Annotated in this window: 14 protein-coding genes; 11 read left to right on the forward strand and 3 right to left on the reverse strand. The window is 46.3% G+C overall.

The annotated features are described in order from the left end of the window. Positions 1 to 82: 82 nt before the first annotated feature. Entirely contained in the window at positions 83 to 1,027 is a 945-nt protein-coding gene (locus OCV11_RS08560) for a precorrin-2 dehydrogenase/sirohydrochlorin ferrochelatase family protein (protein ID WP_261892173.1), read from the reverse strand. A 459-nt stretch (positions 1,028 to 1,486) separates the two neighbouring features. On the opposite strand from OCV11_RS08560, the gene OCV11_RS08565 reads away from it, so the two are divergent. The 7 genes from OCV11_RS08565 to OCV11_RS08595 all read left to right on the forward strand — a co-directional run bounded on the left by OCV11_RS08565 (position 1,487) and on the right by OCV11_RS08595 (position 8,679). Beyond that, positions 1,487 to 2,515, forward strand: coding sequence for an amino acid ABC transporter substrate-binding protein (locus OCV11_RS08565; RefSeq protein ID WP_261892175.1), 1,029 nt, complete (start codon positions 1,487 to 1,489; stop codon positions 2,513 to 2,515). A 127-nt stretch (positions 2,516 to 2,642) separates the two neighbouring features. Further along, positions 2,643 to 3,848: an amino acid ABC transporter permease gene (locus tag OCV11_RS08570; RefSeq protein WP_261892177.1), complete on the forward strand. Its 1,206-nt coding sequence runs from the start codon at positions 2,643 to 2,645 to the stop codon at positions 3,846 to 3,848. Position 3,849: 1 nt separating this feature from the next. Continuing rightward, positions 3,850 to 4,956: an amino acid ABC transporter permease gene (locus OCV11_RS08575; protein ID WP_261892179.1), complete on the forward strand. Its 1,107-nt coding sequence runs from the start codon at positions 3,850 to 3,852 to the stop codon at positions 4,954 to 4,956. Between the two features lie 21 nt (positions 4,957 to 4,977). Next, the gene (locus OCV11_RS08580; protein WP_261892181.1) at positions 4,978 to 5,733 is read left to right on the forward strand and encodes an amino acid ABC transporter ATP-binding protein; all 756 of its coding nucleotides are present in this window, start codon (positions 4,978 to 4,980) and stop codon (positions 5,731 to 5,733) included. A gap of 392 nt (positions 5,734 to 6,125) precedes the next feature. After that, positions 6,126 to 6,788: a Bax inhibitor-1/YccA family protein gene (locus OCV11_RS08585; protein ID WP_261892183.1), complete on the forward strand. Its 663-nt coding sequence runs from the start codon at positions 6,126 to 6,128 to the stop codon at positions 6,786 to 6,788. Positions 6,789 to 7,115: 327 nt separating this feature from the next. After that, positions 7,116 to 8,228 (forward strand): alkene reductase, encoded by a 1,113-nt coding sequence (locus tag OCV11_RS08590; RefSeq protein ID WP_261892185.1) that lies wholly within the window; start codon positions 7,116 to 7,118, stop codon positions 8,226 to 8,228. 121 nt (positions 8,229 to 8,349) lie between these two features. Continuing rightward, a complete protein-coding gene (locus tag OCV11_RS08595; RefSeq protein WP_261892187.1) occupies positions 8,350 to 8,679 on the forward strand; it encodes a TusE/DsrC/DsvC family sulfur relay protein in 330 nt (109 codons plus the stop codon). A gap of 20 nt (positions 8,680 to 8,699) precedes the next feature. Here the strand turns inward: OCV11_RS08595 and yccX are convergent, their stop codons facing one another. Next, positions 8,700 to 8,969 (reverse strand): acylphosphatase, encoded by a 270-nt coding sequence (gene yccX / locus OCV11_RS08600; RefSeq protein ID WP_261892189.1) that lies wholly within the window; start codon positions 8,967 to 8,969, stop codon positions 8,700 to 8,702. Between the two features lie 343 nt (positions 8,970 to 9,312). On the opposite strand from yccX, the gene OCV11_RS08605 reads away from it, so the two are divergent. After that, on the forward strand, positions 9,313 to 10,506 hold the full coding sequence (locus tag OCV11_RS08605) for a class I SAM-dependent methyltransferase (RefSeq protein WP_261892191.1): 1,194 nt from the start codon (positions 9,313 to 9,315) through the stop codon (positions 10,504 to 10,506). Between the two features lie 66 nt (positions 10,507 to 10,572). Here OCV11_RS08605 and OCV11_RS08610 read toward each other — a convergent pair whose 3' ends face one another. Continuing rightward, positions 10,573 to 11,505 (reverse strand): LysR family transcriptional regulator, encoded by a 933-nt coding sequence (locus OCV11_RS08610; protein WP_261892193.1) that lies wholly within the window; start codon positions 11,503 to 11,505, stop codon positions 10,573 to 10,575. 106 nt (positions 11,506 to 11,611) lie between these two features. On the opposite strand from OCV11_RS08610, the gene OCV11_RS08615 reads away from it, so the two are divergent. Genes OCV11_RS08615 through OCV11_RS08625 form a run of 3 tightly spaced genes read left to right on the forward strand, consistent with a single transcriptional unit; the run spans position 11,612 to position 14,807 of the window. Continuing rightward, the gene (locus OCV11_RS08615; protein WP_261892195.1) at positions 11,612 to 12,406 is read left to right on the forward strand and encodes an SDR family NAD(P)-dependent oxidoreductase; all 795 of its coding nucleotides are present in this window, start codon (positions 11,612 to 11,614) and stop codon (positions 12,404 to 12,406) included. 30 nt (positions 12,407 to 12,436) lie between these two features. After that, the gene (locus OCV11_RS08620) at positions 12,437 to 13,393 is read left to right on the forward strand and encodes an aldo/keto reductase (RefSeq protein WP_261892197.1); all 957 of its coding nucleotides are present in this window, start codon (positions 12,437 to 12,439) and stop codon (positions 13,391 to 13,393) included. A gap of 1 nt (position 13,394) precedes the next feature. Then, positions 13,395 to 14,807, forward strand: a complete 1,413-nt coding sequence (locus OCV11_RS08625) for a DHA2 family efflux MFS transporter permease subunit (protein ID WP_261892199.1) — start codon at positions 13,395 to 13,397, stop codon at positions 14,805 to 14,807. Positions 14,808 to 14,843: the final 36 nt, after the last annotated feature.

Genomic DNA, 14,843 nt, shown 5'->3' on the forward strand with positions numbered 1-14,843 from the left:
CCAATAGGTAATGGCGATTTATCATGAAAAAAGGGGCTGCAACATCAGCCCCTCTTCTATTTATGCTTCACAACAGTGCGCTTTACGCTAAACGCTCATTAGCCAAACCAATCACACGCTGACCTGATTGCAATAAGCTATAGGCTTGAGTACCTTGTGGAATAAAAATCACCACACGGGATTCTTCTTGTTTCAGCTCAGCCAGCCTTTGGCTAAGGGTGGTGTCATCTTTAAACAGCTCTCGCTCCGCATCACGGCGACACAAATCGATGAACTCAAACGGACACTGCTTCAGATACAGCACACGCTCGGCTCGCTGCATAATGCGTAGTGCCTTAAGTGACAGACGCTCCACATCTTGAGCAAACTCAATCCACACCACTTCAAGCTCACGCGGCTTATCTTGTTTGAGCAGCTCACTATATGCTTGTTCTAACACATCGCGACTGGTTGCCTGCTTCACTTCGGTCAAGGCAAAGAAACGCTCCCAAAATTGACGACGCAAATCCACGCTCGGCAATGCCTCTTTAATCGAATTACGTTTCGATGAACCGAACTCGGCCAGTAGGCCCAAGTTACTGGGCAACACCGCTTCTATCGTCTCACGCAAGTTACGCACCAATACCGGAGAAGCACCACCACTAGAGATGGCAATTTGAATACGACCGCGGTCAATCATCGAAGGGGTAATGAAATCGCAATAGGGTTGGTCATCAACCACATTCACCAGCAAACCGCGCTGTTTTGCTTCCTTATGGACTTGATGGTTGAGCTCTGGATTATCGGTCGTCGCCCAAACCTGAACAAACGGTTGGTCCAACACGCTAGATGAATAAAAATTCTTAATCCAAACACACTTGCCATCCTTGACTAAAGACTCAAGGTAAGGCGCCACCTTTGGCGACACCACAGTGACATAAGCGCCAGCCCTTAGCAGAGCGTCGATTTTACGGCACGCCACCTCTCCTCCGCCAACGACTAAGACAGGTTTGTTGTTCAGATCCATAAACAGAGGAAAATATCGCATTTAAATTAACTCACTTCGATCATTCGCTAAAAAACTATTTCGACCAATAAAGGTGCAGTAAAACCAGAAAAAAAGAAAAATGAAATAATTTATCACTGTATTTTCACATGAATGTAGTGATTAATTCCAAATCAACACATCTTCTGTGAACTGTTCACTAAGAAAAAACTGAGCAAACATTATCCGTTCTGTTGCACCAAAATCGAGCATAATTGCACTATTTACAATAGCATAACATTTCGCCATTCTAACCACAGCGGCGGTAAGAAAGAATAAACGAAAATCTTTTTAAATTATATGTTTGAGAAAAACTAAAACCTTACCTACGCTTATAAACAGTTGATTTATCAATAGTCGTTTCTTGGTAAAAACAACGTAAATAACGAATATAACGCAACATTTTCTGAACCTTGCATCAGGGAAACCTGATCAATCATGGATCATACAGGAAGGATACAAATGGCAAATAAACTAACACTTCTAGCGTCAGCAATAGCGGCTTCTTCTGCCCTCGTTGCAACTTCGGCGTCAGCAGCAGACAGTACTTTAGATAAAGTGTTGGCGAAAGGAGAAGTAACTTGTGGTGTGAGTACTGGTCTTCCAGGTTTCTCTAACCCAAACGCCAAAGGTCAATGGGAAGGTATCGACGTTGAATATTGTCAAGCAGTAGCAGCAGCTGTTCTAGGCGACAAAACAAAAGTTAAATACGTACCTCTTACCGCTAAAGAACGTTTCACTGCACTTCAATCTGGCGAAATCGACATTCTTTCTCGTAACACCACTTGGACTCTACAACGCGATACCGCGCTTGGTCTAAACTTCGCTGGCGTAACTTACTATGATGGTCAAGGCTTCATGGTGAAGAAAACACTAGGCGTGAAAAGTGCTAAAGAGCTAGATGGTGCATCTATCTGTGTTCAATCAGGTACAACTACCGAACTTAACCTAGCTGACTACTTCCGTAAAAATGGCATGAGCTACAAATCAGTGGTATTCGATACATCTGCACAAACTGTGAAAGGTTTCGAATCTGGTCGTTGTGACGCACTGACTACTGACCAATCTGGTCTATACGCTCTACGTCTAAACCTAGCGGATCCAAGCACAGCTGTGGTTTTACCAGAAATCATCTCTAAAGAACCTCTAGGTCCAGTTGTTCGTCAAGACGACGACAAATGGTTCAACGTAGCGAAATGGGTTCTATTCTCAATGATCAACGCCGAAGAGTACGGCATCACTTCAGCTAACGCTGATGAAATGCTGAAATCTGACGATCCAAACATCAAACGTATTCTTGGTGTAGACGGTCCTAAAGGTTCTGGCCTAGGCATTCGCGACGATTGGGGCTACCAAATCGTGAAACAAGTGGGTAACTACGGTGAAATGTTCGAACGCACCGTTGGTAAAGGTTCTCCACTGCAAATCGCTCGTGGCGTAAACGCATTATGGAACGCGGGCGGCTTCATGTACGCTCCACCAGTCCGTTAATAGAGCGCTATACCTAACCATTAATGAGTTGTGGCTGTGGATTTGGCCACAACTTTATTTCAACGAAGGTATAACAGGAGTGGCCTAGCTACTCCTATATCGAAAATGGATATGAGGTTATCGTTGTATGAAACCTACTAATAGTGCGATGAGCTCGCCATCAGCCGGCTCAGGGAAAAGCACAAACCTATTCTATAATCCAACCTTTCGATCAGTAGTTTTTCAGTTTTTGACTGTAGCTGCGCTGGTCTACTTCCTCTACAGCATCATCAGCAATGTTCTGACCAACCTAGACGCACGTGGTATTGCAACCGGTTTCGGTTTCTTAGACCAACCTGCGGGTTTTGGTATTGGTTTAAGTCTGATTGATTACAATGAAACTTACTCCTACGGAAGAACGTTTGTCGTTGGTCTGCTTAATACGGCCCTAGTGTCGATTTTGGGTATTATCTGTGCGACAACGCTTGGATTTGTGATTGGTGTTGCACGTTTGTCCAACAACTGGCTCGTGAGCCGTTTGGCAGCTGTCTATATCGAAATCTTCCGTAACATCCCATTGTTACTGCAAATTTTGTTCTGGTACTTCGCCGTTCTGCAAGCGCTGCCTTCAGCACGTCAAAGTTTTCACCTTGGCGAGAGCGTGTTCCTTAACGTACGTGGCCTATACATCCCTTCCCCAGTCTTTGGCCCGGGCAGTGGTTTTGTTATTGGTGCATTTATCCTCGGTATCATCGCAACCATCGCGATCGGTATTTGGGCGAAGAACAAGCAAAAGCTCACTGGCCATCAAACGCCTATGCTGCCTATCGGCTTAGGTTTAGTGATTGCGTTCCCAGTGGTTGTTTATTTCCTTGCTGGCATGCCTATTTCAGCGGATTATCCTCATCTACAAGGGTTTAACTTCCGTGGTGGTATGGCCATTATTCCTGAACTGGTTGCACTTTGGTTTGCTCTGTCTATCTACACCGCAGCGTTTATTGCCGAAATCGTGCGTTCAGGTATCAATGCCGTGAGTTATGGTCAAACCGAAGCGGCAATGTCGCTTGGTCTGCCAAAAACGAAGACATTGAAATTGGTGATCATTCCGCAAGCGATGCGCATCATCATTCCACCATTGACAAGTCAATACTTGAACTTGACCAAAAACTCATCCCTAGCCACTGCGATCGGTTATCCAGACTTGGTTTCCGTATTTGCTGGCACAACGATGAACCAGACAGGTCAAGCCATAGAGATTATTTCTATGACCATGGGTGTTTATCTAGCCTTGAGTATTATCACCTCAATCCTGATGAACTTGTATAACCGCAAAGTTGCCTTGGTGGAGAGATAATATGAAAGCGCAGAAAGTACATCAATTTCAACCTAGTCTGCCGCCACCAGAGAACACCACCGGTGTCGTTGGCTGGCTGAAGAAAAACTTGTTCAATGGTCCAGTTAACAGCATTGTTACTGTAGTGCTGTTATTCCTTGCAGTTCGCGCTGTGTGGGCACTCCTCGAATGGGCTGTGATTAACGCCGATTGGATTGGCGCAACGCGTGATGCTTGTACTCGTGATGGAGCCTGTTGGGTCTTTATTCGCGTACGTTGGGAACAGTTCATGTATGGTTTCTACCCTGCAGCAGAACTGTGGCGTCCACGTGTGTTCTTCGCTTCATTAGCCGTGCTCATTGCTGCGATGGCTTATGAGAAAACACCAGGGCGTAAGTGGATTTTCGGTTTCTTTATTCTGATCTATCCATTCCTTATTGCTGGTCTGCTATTTGGTGGTTACGCAGGTTTACCTGTGGTTGAAACCCACAAATGGGGCGGCTTGATGGTGACCTTAGTGATTGCCTTGGTGGGTATCGTCGTTTCACTACCAATTGGCGTATTTTTGGCTCTAGGTCGTCGTTCAACCATGCCGTTGATTCGTACCCTAAGTACCGTTTACATCGAAGTTTGGCGTGGCGTGCCACTGATTACCGTGCTGTTTATGGCATCGGTAATGATTCCACTCTTCCTTAGCCAAGGTCACGATATCGACAAACTATTACGTGCGTTGATTGGGGTTGCCCTATTTAGTGCAGCGTACATGGCGGAAGTCGTGCGTGGTGGCTTGCAAGCTATTCCTAAAGGCCAATACGAAGCAGCAGACGCCTTGGGCTTAAGCTTCTGGAAGAAAATGGGACTGATCATTTTGCCACAGGCATTGAAGATCACTATTCCTTCCATCGTAAACACCTTTATCGGTCTTTTTAAAGACACCAGTCTGGTGATGATCATCGGTATGTTTGACGTACTGGGTATTGGTCAATCAGCGACTACCGACCCTGCGTGGTTGGGCTTTGCAACGGAAAGTTATGTTTTTGTCGCGTTAGTGTTCTGGGTGTTCTGTTTTGGTATGTCGAGATACTCAATTTGGCTCGAAAACCGACTCAATACCGGCCACAAACGATAAGCAAGATTCAAGGAACGTATTATGACGCAACAAGATACTCATGATTTTATGATCCAGTTGAAGGACATGAACAAGTGGTACGGTGAGTTTCACGTACTGAAAAACATCAATCTGAACGTGAAAAAGGGCGAAAAAATCGTTATCTGTGGCCCATCTGGTTCAGGTAAATCAACCATGATTCGCTGTATTAACCGTTTGGAAGAACACCAAAAAGGTCAAATCATCGTTGCTGGCAACGAACTGACTGAAGATTTGAAAAACATCGAATTGGTGCGCCGTGAAGTCGGTATGTGTTTCCAACACTTTAACCTCTTCCCTCACCTCACCGTATTGGAAAACTGCACGTTAGCGCCAATTTGGGTGAAAAAGATGCCAAAAGAGGAAGCAGAAGCGATCGCGATGAAATACCTCAAACGCGTGAAGATTCCTGATCAGGCCGACAAATTCCCAGGTCAATTGTCAGGTGGTCAACAGCAGCGTGTGGCTATCGCTCGTTCACTTTGCATGAGCCCACAAGTGATGCTGTTCGATGAACCTACCTCTGCACTTGACCCAGAAATGGTGCGCGAAGTACTCGACGTTATGGTGGAACTGGCTGACGAAGGGATGACCATGTTGTGTGTAACGCACGAAATGGGCTTTGCTAAAGAAGTCGCAGACCGCGTTATCTTTATGGATGCGGGTGAGATCATCGAAGAGAACAATCCAAAAGATTTCTTCGAAAATCCACAATCGGATCGTACGCAAAATTTCCTATCGCAAATTTTGCACCACTGATTTTGGTATGCTCCAACCAAAGAAAAGAGGCTTTATGCCTCTTTTCTTTTTGCTTATCACACGGTTAGCATTATACTGAGTGCGACAGTTTAAATGTAATACTGCCCATAAGTAGCGATAAAAATGACATATAGTGTTACAACTTGGTCATACGTTTGTTACTTGAATTTTATTATGATTAAACACATAAATTGGATGCTAAACAGGGAGCTAGGTTTTCGATAGTCGTTCACACTAGACTTGAAAAAAACATTGTTAGCCCCCATTTAATTTGGCAATCGGTGCACTTGCCTAGTCGCAGTGCCAAACTAAGACCAGCAGTAACAATCCGTTGAACTTTTTGTTATGGCACGGTCTAAAAAGTAAATGGTAAACCTTTTACGAGGAAGAATATGAATAGTCCTATGTACTCACGCTCACGCACTTATGATGGTGCTTTGCAAACGAACAAGGTGCTAAGAAACACTTATGCACTACTGTCTATGACTCTACTTTGGTCAGCGATCGTGGCAGGCGTCTCCATGGCGATGAACCTTCCTCGTCCTGGCATCATCATCACCCTAGTTGGTTTCTACGGCTTGCTTTTCCTAACCGAAAAGAACCGTAACAACGGCATGGGCTTGGTGTTCACGTTCTTGTTTACCGGCTTCCTAGGTTACACCTTAGGTCCAATCCTAAACATGTACGTGGGTGCTGGTATGGGCGATGTGGTTCTGACTGCTCTTGGCGGTACAGCGCTTGCGTTCCTAGGTGCATCAGCGTATGCCCTAACCACTAAGCGTGATTTGTCTTTCATCGGCGGCCTATTGATGGCTGGCTTCGTGGTACTGCTGGTTGGTACTGTGGTGAACTTGTTCTTCCACATGCCTGCACTTTACCTAGCGATGAGTGGTCTGTTTGTGCTGTTCTCAACAGGTGCAATCATGTTGACCACACAACAAATCATCCGTGGTGGTGAAAACAACTACATCTCTGCGACCATTACTCTGTTCGTATCGATTTATAACTTGTTCATCAGCTTGCTAAGCATTCTAGGCGTTATGAACGACGACTAAGCTTATAGCAGCATAAGAGTTGAGCAAACAGCCCAGGAATTTCCTGGGCTTTTTTATTTCCCCTAGCTTTGTTTAAATGGCTTATTTCATCCTTAAACCTAATTAACCATCTAATATGCGTTTATTTGTGGAATTTAATTCCACTCTCAATCGACTGCCACCCCATTTATCTTTACCTCAAATTTGGCGATATTAGCCGCAACACAACGCAGAGATATCCCATTCGCGGTCACCGTGACTCACATGCTCTCGCCAACCCTGAATTCAACCCAATGGTGCTCATCTAAGCATCATTTGGTCACTTTGATAAAAAGCGGAAATCACATCATGAAATTATTCTCTCCAATTAAAATGGGACAGCTTGAACTCAGCAACCGTATCGCCATGGCGCCTATGACTCGCGCTCGAGTTAACAACGAATTTGATGCAGCAGATGACGATACTGCTATCTACTTTGCCCAACGTGCTTCAGCAGGCCTGTTGATTACCGAAGGCTCACAAATATCAAAACAAGGTCAGGGATTTCTCTTCATTCCCGGAATTTACAATGAAGAACAAGTCAAGGGCTGGCAGAAAACCACCCAAGCAGTGCACGACAAAGGCGGAAAAATCTTTATTCAGATTTGGCATGTGGGCCGCATGTCACACACCTCATTACAACCAAACAATCAAGCACCAGTAAGCTCGGTTGCAGAGAAAGCCAACGGCACTTGTTTTGCTTACGATGCACAAGGTAACGCGGGAAAAGTAGAAGTATCCGAACCAACCGCATTAACGCTAGAAGGCATCAAAGCCATTAAGCAAGACTATGTAAACGCTGCGAAGAACGCGATTCGTGCGGGCTTCGATGGTGTTGAAATCCACGGTGCGAATGGCTATTTACTTGAACAATTTATCAATGCAGGTTTAAACACTCGTGATGACCAATATGGCGGTCAAACCATAGAAAACCGTCTACGTCTGACTCTAGAGGTCGTAGACGAAATTGCAGCGGCTATCGGTTCAGAAAAAACCGCGATTCGTGTTGCCCCATTTGGCCGTTTCAGTGATATGCATGCGTTCGAAGGTGAAGAAGAAACTTGGTTAACCTTAGGTGATGAACTCAATAAGCGTAATCTTGCTTATGTACACCTCAGTGAGCAAGGTACCATTGGAGATGTCTTTACCATTCCCGAAGGCTTTACCGGAAAATTCCGCGAACACTACCAAGGTATCATTATGATTGCCGGTGGTTTCGATAAACAAAGCGCTGAAGAATACCTTCAACGTGGCGATGTTGATATGGTCGCTTTTGGTCGCCCATATATCGGTAACCCAGATCTAGTCGAAAGATTGCAAAACGATTGGCCCTTGGTCGAAGCCGATCGCGCCATCTTCTACGGTGGTGACAGTCACGGGTATATTGATTTCCCAGCTTATCAGCCAGAACACGCTGAATAAGCCTATTGATTAGCCAAGCCCCTTATCTTAGGGGCTTTTTGTCATAAAATTCTCTGATTTCTACTTGAGGCTCCCCTTTCCCTTCGCTACCCTATGCACATTACGATTGGGGACACTAAAAATGATTCAATACCAAGGCAAATCAATCGAAACTGACCAAGAAGGCTATCTATTAGATTCTTCGTTGTGGGAAGAAGAGATGATTGCAGTACTTGCACAAGCAGAAGGCATCGACCTTACCGATGCCCATCGTGAAGTAATCCTGTTTGTTCGTCACTTCTATGAAGAGTTCAATACTTCGCCAGCAATTCGTATGCTCGTGAAAGCGATGGAAAAAGAGTACGGCAAAGAGAAAGGCAATAGCATTTACCTCTTTAAGCTGTTTCCGAAAGGTCCTGCTAAGCAAGCAACCAAATTGGCTGGCTTACCCAAACCCGCAAAATGTTTGTAATCCTTGTAGGGCGCTCTGCCCTACAAGATTTCAAAACCGGTATAAACGACATCGCAAGGCACCGCTTCACGAAGCACGCTCTCCACCACTGCCGTTCGTGGCCCTTTAGCCAAAAACTCATACAGGGCATCAAGTTGTTCCGGACTGCCGTGTGCCACCACTTCCACACTGCCATCAAACAGATTTTTCGCATAGCCAGTTAACCCTAGCTTCAAACACTCGTGTGCGGTGAAATAGCGAAATCCGACAGCCTGCACCACACCCGAAACAGTAAATTTCTCACAAGTCATGATGTTCCCTCATAGCCATATCCGTATGAATCCATTGCAAATCAAATTCGATCTGTTCAGTGATTCTACCTGTGACCCTATGGAAGAAACCCAATCCAGATCAAAACTTGTCCGACCTTGTTTCTTCTTTTTCTCATTCATTCGCTTCGTCTAATATTAGTCAATATTCCAGTTTTTTGCGAAATGCTAGCATATTCCTCTACTCCTAAAGAGTTAGACATCTGCACTGCTGTTTTTTTGGCCTCATGCATTAAAACAGCTTTTTTATGCGGCTCTATTTGCTTTTCCCCAGCAGTTACATGACAATATCGCCCTTTATTAAATAGCGATATTGAGTAGCGTAATGACTCCTGCAATCTATCTGGCTAAAGGCCGTGACAAATCTGTTCTACGTCGTCACCCTTGGATCTTTTCTCGTGGTATCGACAAGTTAGAAGGTGAACCTCAATTAGGTGAAACGGTCGATGTTTTCTCTCACGAAGGACAATGGTTAGCGAAAGCGGCTTATTCTCCTAACTCTCAGATTCGTGCGCGTATTTGGAGCTTTACCAAACAACCTATCGACAAAGCCTTCTTTATTGAACGCATCGAGCAAGCACAAAGCTTACGTGATGAACTGATCGCGCGCGATGGCCTAACCGGCTACCGTTTAATTGCGGCAGAATCGGATGGTCTACCAGGCATCACTATCGATAAATACCAAGATTTCTTAGTGTGTCAGCTGCTTAGCGCTGGTGCAGAATATTGCAAAGAGATGCTTATTGAAGCATTAGTGCACTGTTTCCCAACTTGCTCCATCTACGAACGTTCTGACGTTGCTGTACGTAAGAAAGAAGGTTTGCAAGAGCGTGTGGGTCTGCTGCACGGTGAATTGCCACCAAAATCCGTCGTGATTGAAGAGAACGGCGTGAAAATCAGCGTTGATATCGTCGGCGGCCACAAAACTGGCTTCTACCTTGATCAACGTGATAGCCGCTTACGTTCTATGAAATACGTGCAAGATAAAGAAGTATTGAACTGCTTCTCTTACACTGGCGGTTTTGGCCTGTATGCCCTGAAAGGCGGCGCAAAACGTGTGATTAATGCCGACGTTTCACAGCCTGCTTTGGATACTGCGAAATATAACGCCGAGCTTAACGAGTTTGATATCTCGAAAAAACGCGCTGTGTTCCTTAACGCGGATGTGTTCAAACTGCTACGTGAATACCGCGACCAAGGTACGCAATTTGACGTGGTGGTGATGGACCCACCAAAATTTGCCGAATCAAAAGCACAATTGAACGGCGCTTGCCGCGGCTATAAAGATATCAACATGTTGGCGATGCAGATCATCAAACCTGGTGGCACGCTACTGACCTACTCCTGTTCTGGTTTGATGGATCAAGTATTGTTCCAAAAAATCATTGCGGATGCTGCTGTTGATGCTGGTCGTACCGTTAAATTTGTCGAACGTTTTGAACAAGCTGGTGACCACCCAGTGGATACCGCTTACCCAGAAGGTTTTTACTTGAAGGGCTTTGCGTGTAAGGTGCTATAACCTTTATCGCACTATATTGTCTTGATATAGCATCGCCAGCGTAAAACATGTGAGGCCAAACAGAATTTAACTCTCTGTTTGGCCTTGTTTTTGTTCTAAATCTTTGAGTACCGTTTGCTGCAGCTCTTCCATTTTTTCTAACAAATAATCGATAAACAGCCGCATGCGCGGTGATTGCTCACGATGTTTAGGATAAATCACACTGATCGGCGCCGAAGCAGTTGCTACTTGGGGCAGAATTTGCACCAACCGGCCTTGCAGTAAATCTTCTGCCACATCCCAATAGGATTTCAGAGCAATCCCCAAGCCTTGCAGTGCCAATTGATGACTGATTTCCCCATCACTGCATAAGAAGTGCCCGTGCACAGCAATTCGGTCATGATCGAACTGCCAAAAGGTATCCGCGGAAATCCCCATGGTAATGCAGCGATGCGCCGCCAACTCTTTTAGCGAGTGCAGTTCGCCATACTGCTCAAGATAACTTGGAGAAGCACACAACACGCGCCGATTCGGCAACAGCTGACGGGCAATCAAACGCGAGTCTGGCAACACGCCATAGCGAATCGCCAAATCCAAATCGTCGCCCAGCAGATCTTTCACCTCATCGCTAAAATCCAACTCAAATTTGAGCTGCGGATAACACTGGCAAAACTCGGTAAAAATAGGTAACAGTCGGCGCTGACCAAAGCTTTTGGGCGCGGTCATACGAATCGTTCCCGCCACGCGTTCTTGTTTTTCCAGCATGGCCTCTTGCGCGCGATGCATCTCATCCAATATCTTGCGCGCATATTGGTACAGCATCATTCCCTCTTCGCTAACCGACATCTGCCGCGTGCTGCGATGAATCAATTGCACGCCAGCGCGCTCTTCAAATTTGGCCAAACGCTTCGAGGCTGCCGCAAGCGACATGCCCAACTCCGAAGCCGCGGCCGTCATGCTACCCAGCGACACCATCTTTTCAAATACGCGTAAACCCACCACATCATCGGTCCAATTCATACTTAACCTTTTGGAAAGAGTCATTTGCAATTATGTCCATTTAATCAAGCTTCCGACCTTCTTACAATGAAACTACACGCATTATTAACTGCAAAAGGAAGACAGCATGAAGATTAGCTTTACTGGAAAAACGGCGCTTGTGACCGCATCAACGGGTGGTATAGGTTATGCGATTGCTAAGTTATTGGGTGAAAGTGGTGCTCAAGTGATCATCAATGGCCGCTCAGAAGAGAGCGTCCATCGTGCACTGGATCGTCTCCACACCGACGTTCCCGCTATGCATGTGAAAGGTATCGCCGCCGATTTGGGTAGCGATGCAGGTTGCCAGCGCCTAATTGATGCAGCAGGTCATGTCGATGTATTGGTTAACAATGCTGGCATCTACGGTCCTTTAGATTTCTTTGAAACCAGCGATGCAACGTGGGAACAATATTGGCAAACCAACGTGATGTCCGGAGTACGTCTTTCCCGCGCCTTCTTACCCGCCATGCAACAACAAGGCTGGGGGCGTGTGGTGTTCATCTCATCCGAATCCTCACGCAACATTCCTGCCGACATGATTCATTACGGCGTGTCTAAAACCGCGCAGCTCTCCTTATCTCGTGGCCTGGCGAAACGCTTTGCCGGCACCGGAGTGACCGTCAACAGTGTCTTACCAGGACCAACGCTATCGGATGGATTTCGTGACATGGTGAAAGAAGAGGTGGAAAGAACCGGCTTAAGCGCCGAAGAGATCGCGAAAAAGTTCATCAAAGCCAACCGACCAAGCTCCATTTTGCAGCGCGCAGCCACCGTTGAAGAGGTCGCCAACATGGTGGTGTACGTTTGCTCTGAACAAGCATCCGCAACCAGTGGTGCTGCTTTACGTGTCGATGGTGGTGTGGTTGACGACATTTTGTAATTCACTTTATCAGCGAAAAGGAAGTAGAAAATGAAACAAGTAACATTAGGTACAACCGGTTTTGATATTGTGCCTTTGGTGTTCGGTGGCAACGTGTTTGGTTGGACCATCGATGAAAAAACCAGTTTTGATATTTTAGATACCTTTGTTGGGCTTGGCTTTAACGCCATCGATACAGCGGATGTTTACTCTGCATGGGCTCCCGGCAATAAAGGCGGTGAATCCGAAACCATCATTGGCAACTGGCTCGCAGCGCGTCCCGGAATGCGCGACAAGGTGAAACTCTTTACCAAAGTGGGCTCCGATTTAGGTCAACCGGGCAAAAAAGGCTTATCCAAAAAATGGATCATGCAAGCGGTCGATGAGTCACTTGCTCGCCTTAAAACTGACCACATCGATCTCTATTTTTCTCACTGGCCTGATGAAGAAACCCCATACGAAGAGACCTTAAGCGCGTATCAAGCGCTGTTAAAACAGGGCAAAATTCTCTCCATTGGCGCATCAAACCTCAACGCCGCTCAACTAGGTAAATCAATTGCTGCAGCCAAAGCACATCACCTACCCGCTTACCAAGTGCTGCAACCAGAATACAACCTATTTGACCGCGATGGTTTTAATAGCGAACTTCAAGCCCTGTGCCTCAAAGAAAACATCGGTGTAGTGACTTACTACAGCTTGGCATCTGGCTTCTTGTCCGGCAAATACCGCACTAAAGATGATCTAAGTAAAAGTGCCCGCGGTGAAGGTATTGCAAAATACCTCAACGCCAAAGGCGAACGCATTCTTACCGCACTAGATCACATTGCAGAACAGCACAACTCAGAACCCGCGCAAGTGGCACTGGCTTGGCTTATTGCAGAAAAAGCGGTGACCGCCCCAATCGCCAGCGCAACCAAACGTACTCATGTTGAAAACTTCCGTAAAGCGATCGATCTCTCGCTCACTGCGCAAGAATTAGCCCTCTTAACTGAGGCAGGAAAAGCCTAATATGTTCAAACTGGACCGTCGTACCGCCACCTCCCTTTTGGTGGCGGGTACCATGTTTATGGAAATTCTCGATTCCACAGTCATCACCACGGCCTTGCCGGTGATGGCAAAAGATTTTCATACTGCAGCTGCACACCTCTCATTGGGGGTCTCCGCCTACTTAGTTGCGTTGACCATCTTTATTCCCATTAGTGGTTGGGCGGCCGATAAGTTCGGTCCCAAACGCATTTTTAGCTTAGCCATTATTATCTTTACCCTGTCGTCCCTTCTCTGTGCCGCCTGCAGTAACCTGACTGAATTTACCTTAGCGCGAATTTTGCAAGGATTAGGCGGCGCGATGATGGTTCCTGTGGGTCGCTTAGTGGTGCTGCGCCATACCCCCAAACATCGTTTGGTGCAGGCCATCGCCATTCTCACTTGGCCTGCCCTGTTCGCCCCACTGCTTGGCCCAGTGCTGGGGGGTTGGATTGCTACGCAATGGAGCTGGCACTGGATTTTTATTTTAAATCTCCCCCTTGGTCTCATCGCTCTAATGGTGGCATGGCACATCGTCGAAGATCATCATGAACCAGTACAACGCTTTGATACGATAGGTTTTATTCTCAGTGGCTTAGGTTTTGGTATCGTGATGGCAGGCCTTGAAGCCAGCAGTCGTGACGATGTCGCACTGAGTTTGTCACTGACCTTGTTGGTCGTTGGCGTGGTGTTACTGGGCTTTACCGCTTGGTACTTACAGCGCAGCTCACATCCCCTATTTAACCTTGCGCCGTTATCCATCAACACCTTCCGTCTGTCGATTGTCGGTGGGTCGCTGTTTCGTATCGCCATCAACACCGCGCCATTTCTGTTGCCATTGATGTTTCAAATTGGCATGGGTTATAGCCCTGTGCAATCGGGGGCGCTGTTACTGTGGCTCTTTGCTGGCAACCTATGCATGAAACCATTGACCACTCGCATCATGTATCAATTTGGTTTTAAACGAGTATTGATCGTCAATGGCTTAATGGTCGCCGCAGGGTTTGTCGCGATGGCGCAAATGACCGCGCAAACCTCCTATCTCACCATCGCTATCATTCTGTTTATTAGTGGCATTAATCGCTCGATGCACTTTACCGCAATCAATACCGTGAGTTTTGCCGATATGCCACAACAGCAAATGCGCGATGCCAACACCTTGCAAGCGGTATTTTTACAAATGAATGTCGGGACAGGGATTGCCTTGGGCGCTCTGTTTCTCACCATCGCCTGTCAATGGCATGGGCGTAGTGCCATTGAACCGATGACCGCCGATTTTCGTCTGGCATTGCTCTTTACCGCGGCACTCTCACTGGTCGCCATTATTGACTGTTTTACTCTACCGAGCGATGCCGGTTCGGCCGTTCTTGCTAAGAAAAAACAGCAGTGTCAGAGTTAAAACGATCACATTCTGTTCACATAACAGCCAGTAAAA

The organism is Vibrio porteresiae DSM 19223 (assembly GCF_024347055.1).
In the GTDB taxonomy this organism is placed as follows: domain Bacteria; phylum Pseudomonadota; class Gammaproteobacteria; order Enterobacterales; family Vibrionaceae; genus Vibrio; species Vibrio porteresiae.

Coding starts and splice junctions, on each gene's coding strand:
- OCV11_RS08570 (WP_261892177.1), top strand. CDS start 2,643: ATGAAACCTACTAATAGTGCGATGAGCTCGCCATCAGCCGGCTCAGGG.
- OCV11_RS08625 (WP_261892199.1), top strand. CDS start 13,395: ATGTTCAAACTGGACCGTCGTACCGCCACCTCCCTTTTGGTGGCGGGT.
- yccX (WP_261892189.1), bottom strand. CDS start 8,969: ATGACTTGTGAGAAATTTACTGTTTCGGGTGTGGTGCAGGCTGTCGGA.
- OCV11_RS08590 (WP_261892185.1), top strand. CDS start 7,116: ATGAAATTATTCTCTCCAATTAAAATGGGACAGCTTGAACTCAGCAAC.
- OCV11_RS08560 (WP_261892173.1), bottom strand. CDS start 1,027: ATGCGATATTTTCCTCTGTTTATGGATCTGAACAACAAACCTGTCTTA.
- OCV11_RS08615 (WP_261892195.1), top strand. CDS start 11,612: ATGAAGATTAGCTTTACTGGAAAAACGGCGCTTGTGACCGCATCAACG.
- OCV11_RS08575 (WP_261892179.1), top strand. CDS start 3,850: ATGAAAGCGCAGAAAGTACATCAATTTCAACCTAGTCTGCCGCCACCA.
- OCV11_RS08620 (WP_261892197.1), top strand. CDS start 12,437: ATGAAACAAGTAACATTAGGTACAACCGGTTTTGATATTGTGCCTTTG.
- OCV11_RS08595 (WP_261892187.1), top strand. CDS start 8,350: ATGATTCAATACCAAGGCAAATCAATCGAAACTGACCAAGAAGGCTAT.
- OCV11_RS08585 (WP_261892183.1), top strand. CDS start 6,126: ATGAATAGTCCTATGTACTCACGCTCACGCACTTATGATGGTGCTTTG.
- OCV11_RS08605 (WP_261892191.1), top strand. CDS start 9,313: ATGACTCCTGCAATCTATCTGGCTAAAGGCCGTGACAAATCTGTTCTA.
- OCV11_RS08610 (WP_261892193.1), bottom strand. CDS start 11,505: ATGAATTGGACCGATGATGTGGTGGGTTTACGCGTATTTGAAAAGATG.
- OCV11_RS08565 (WP_261892175.1), top strand. CDS start 1,487: ATGGCAAATAAACTAACACTTCTAGCGTCAGCAATAGCGGCTTCTTCT.
- OCV11_RS08580 (WP_261892181.1), top strand. CDS start 4,978: ATGACGCAACAAGATACTCATGATTTTATGATCCAGTTGAAGGACATG.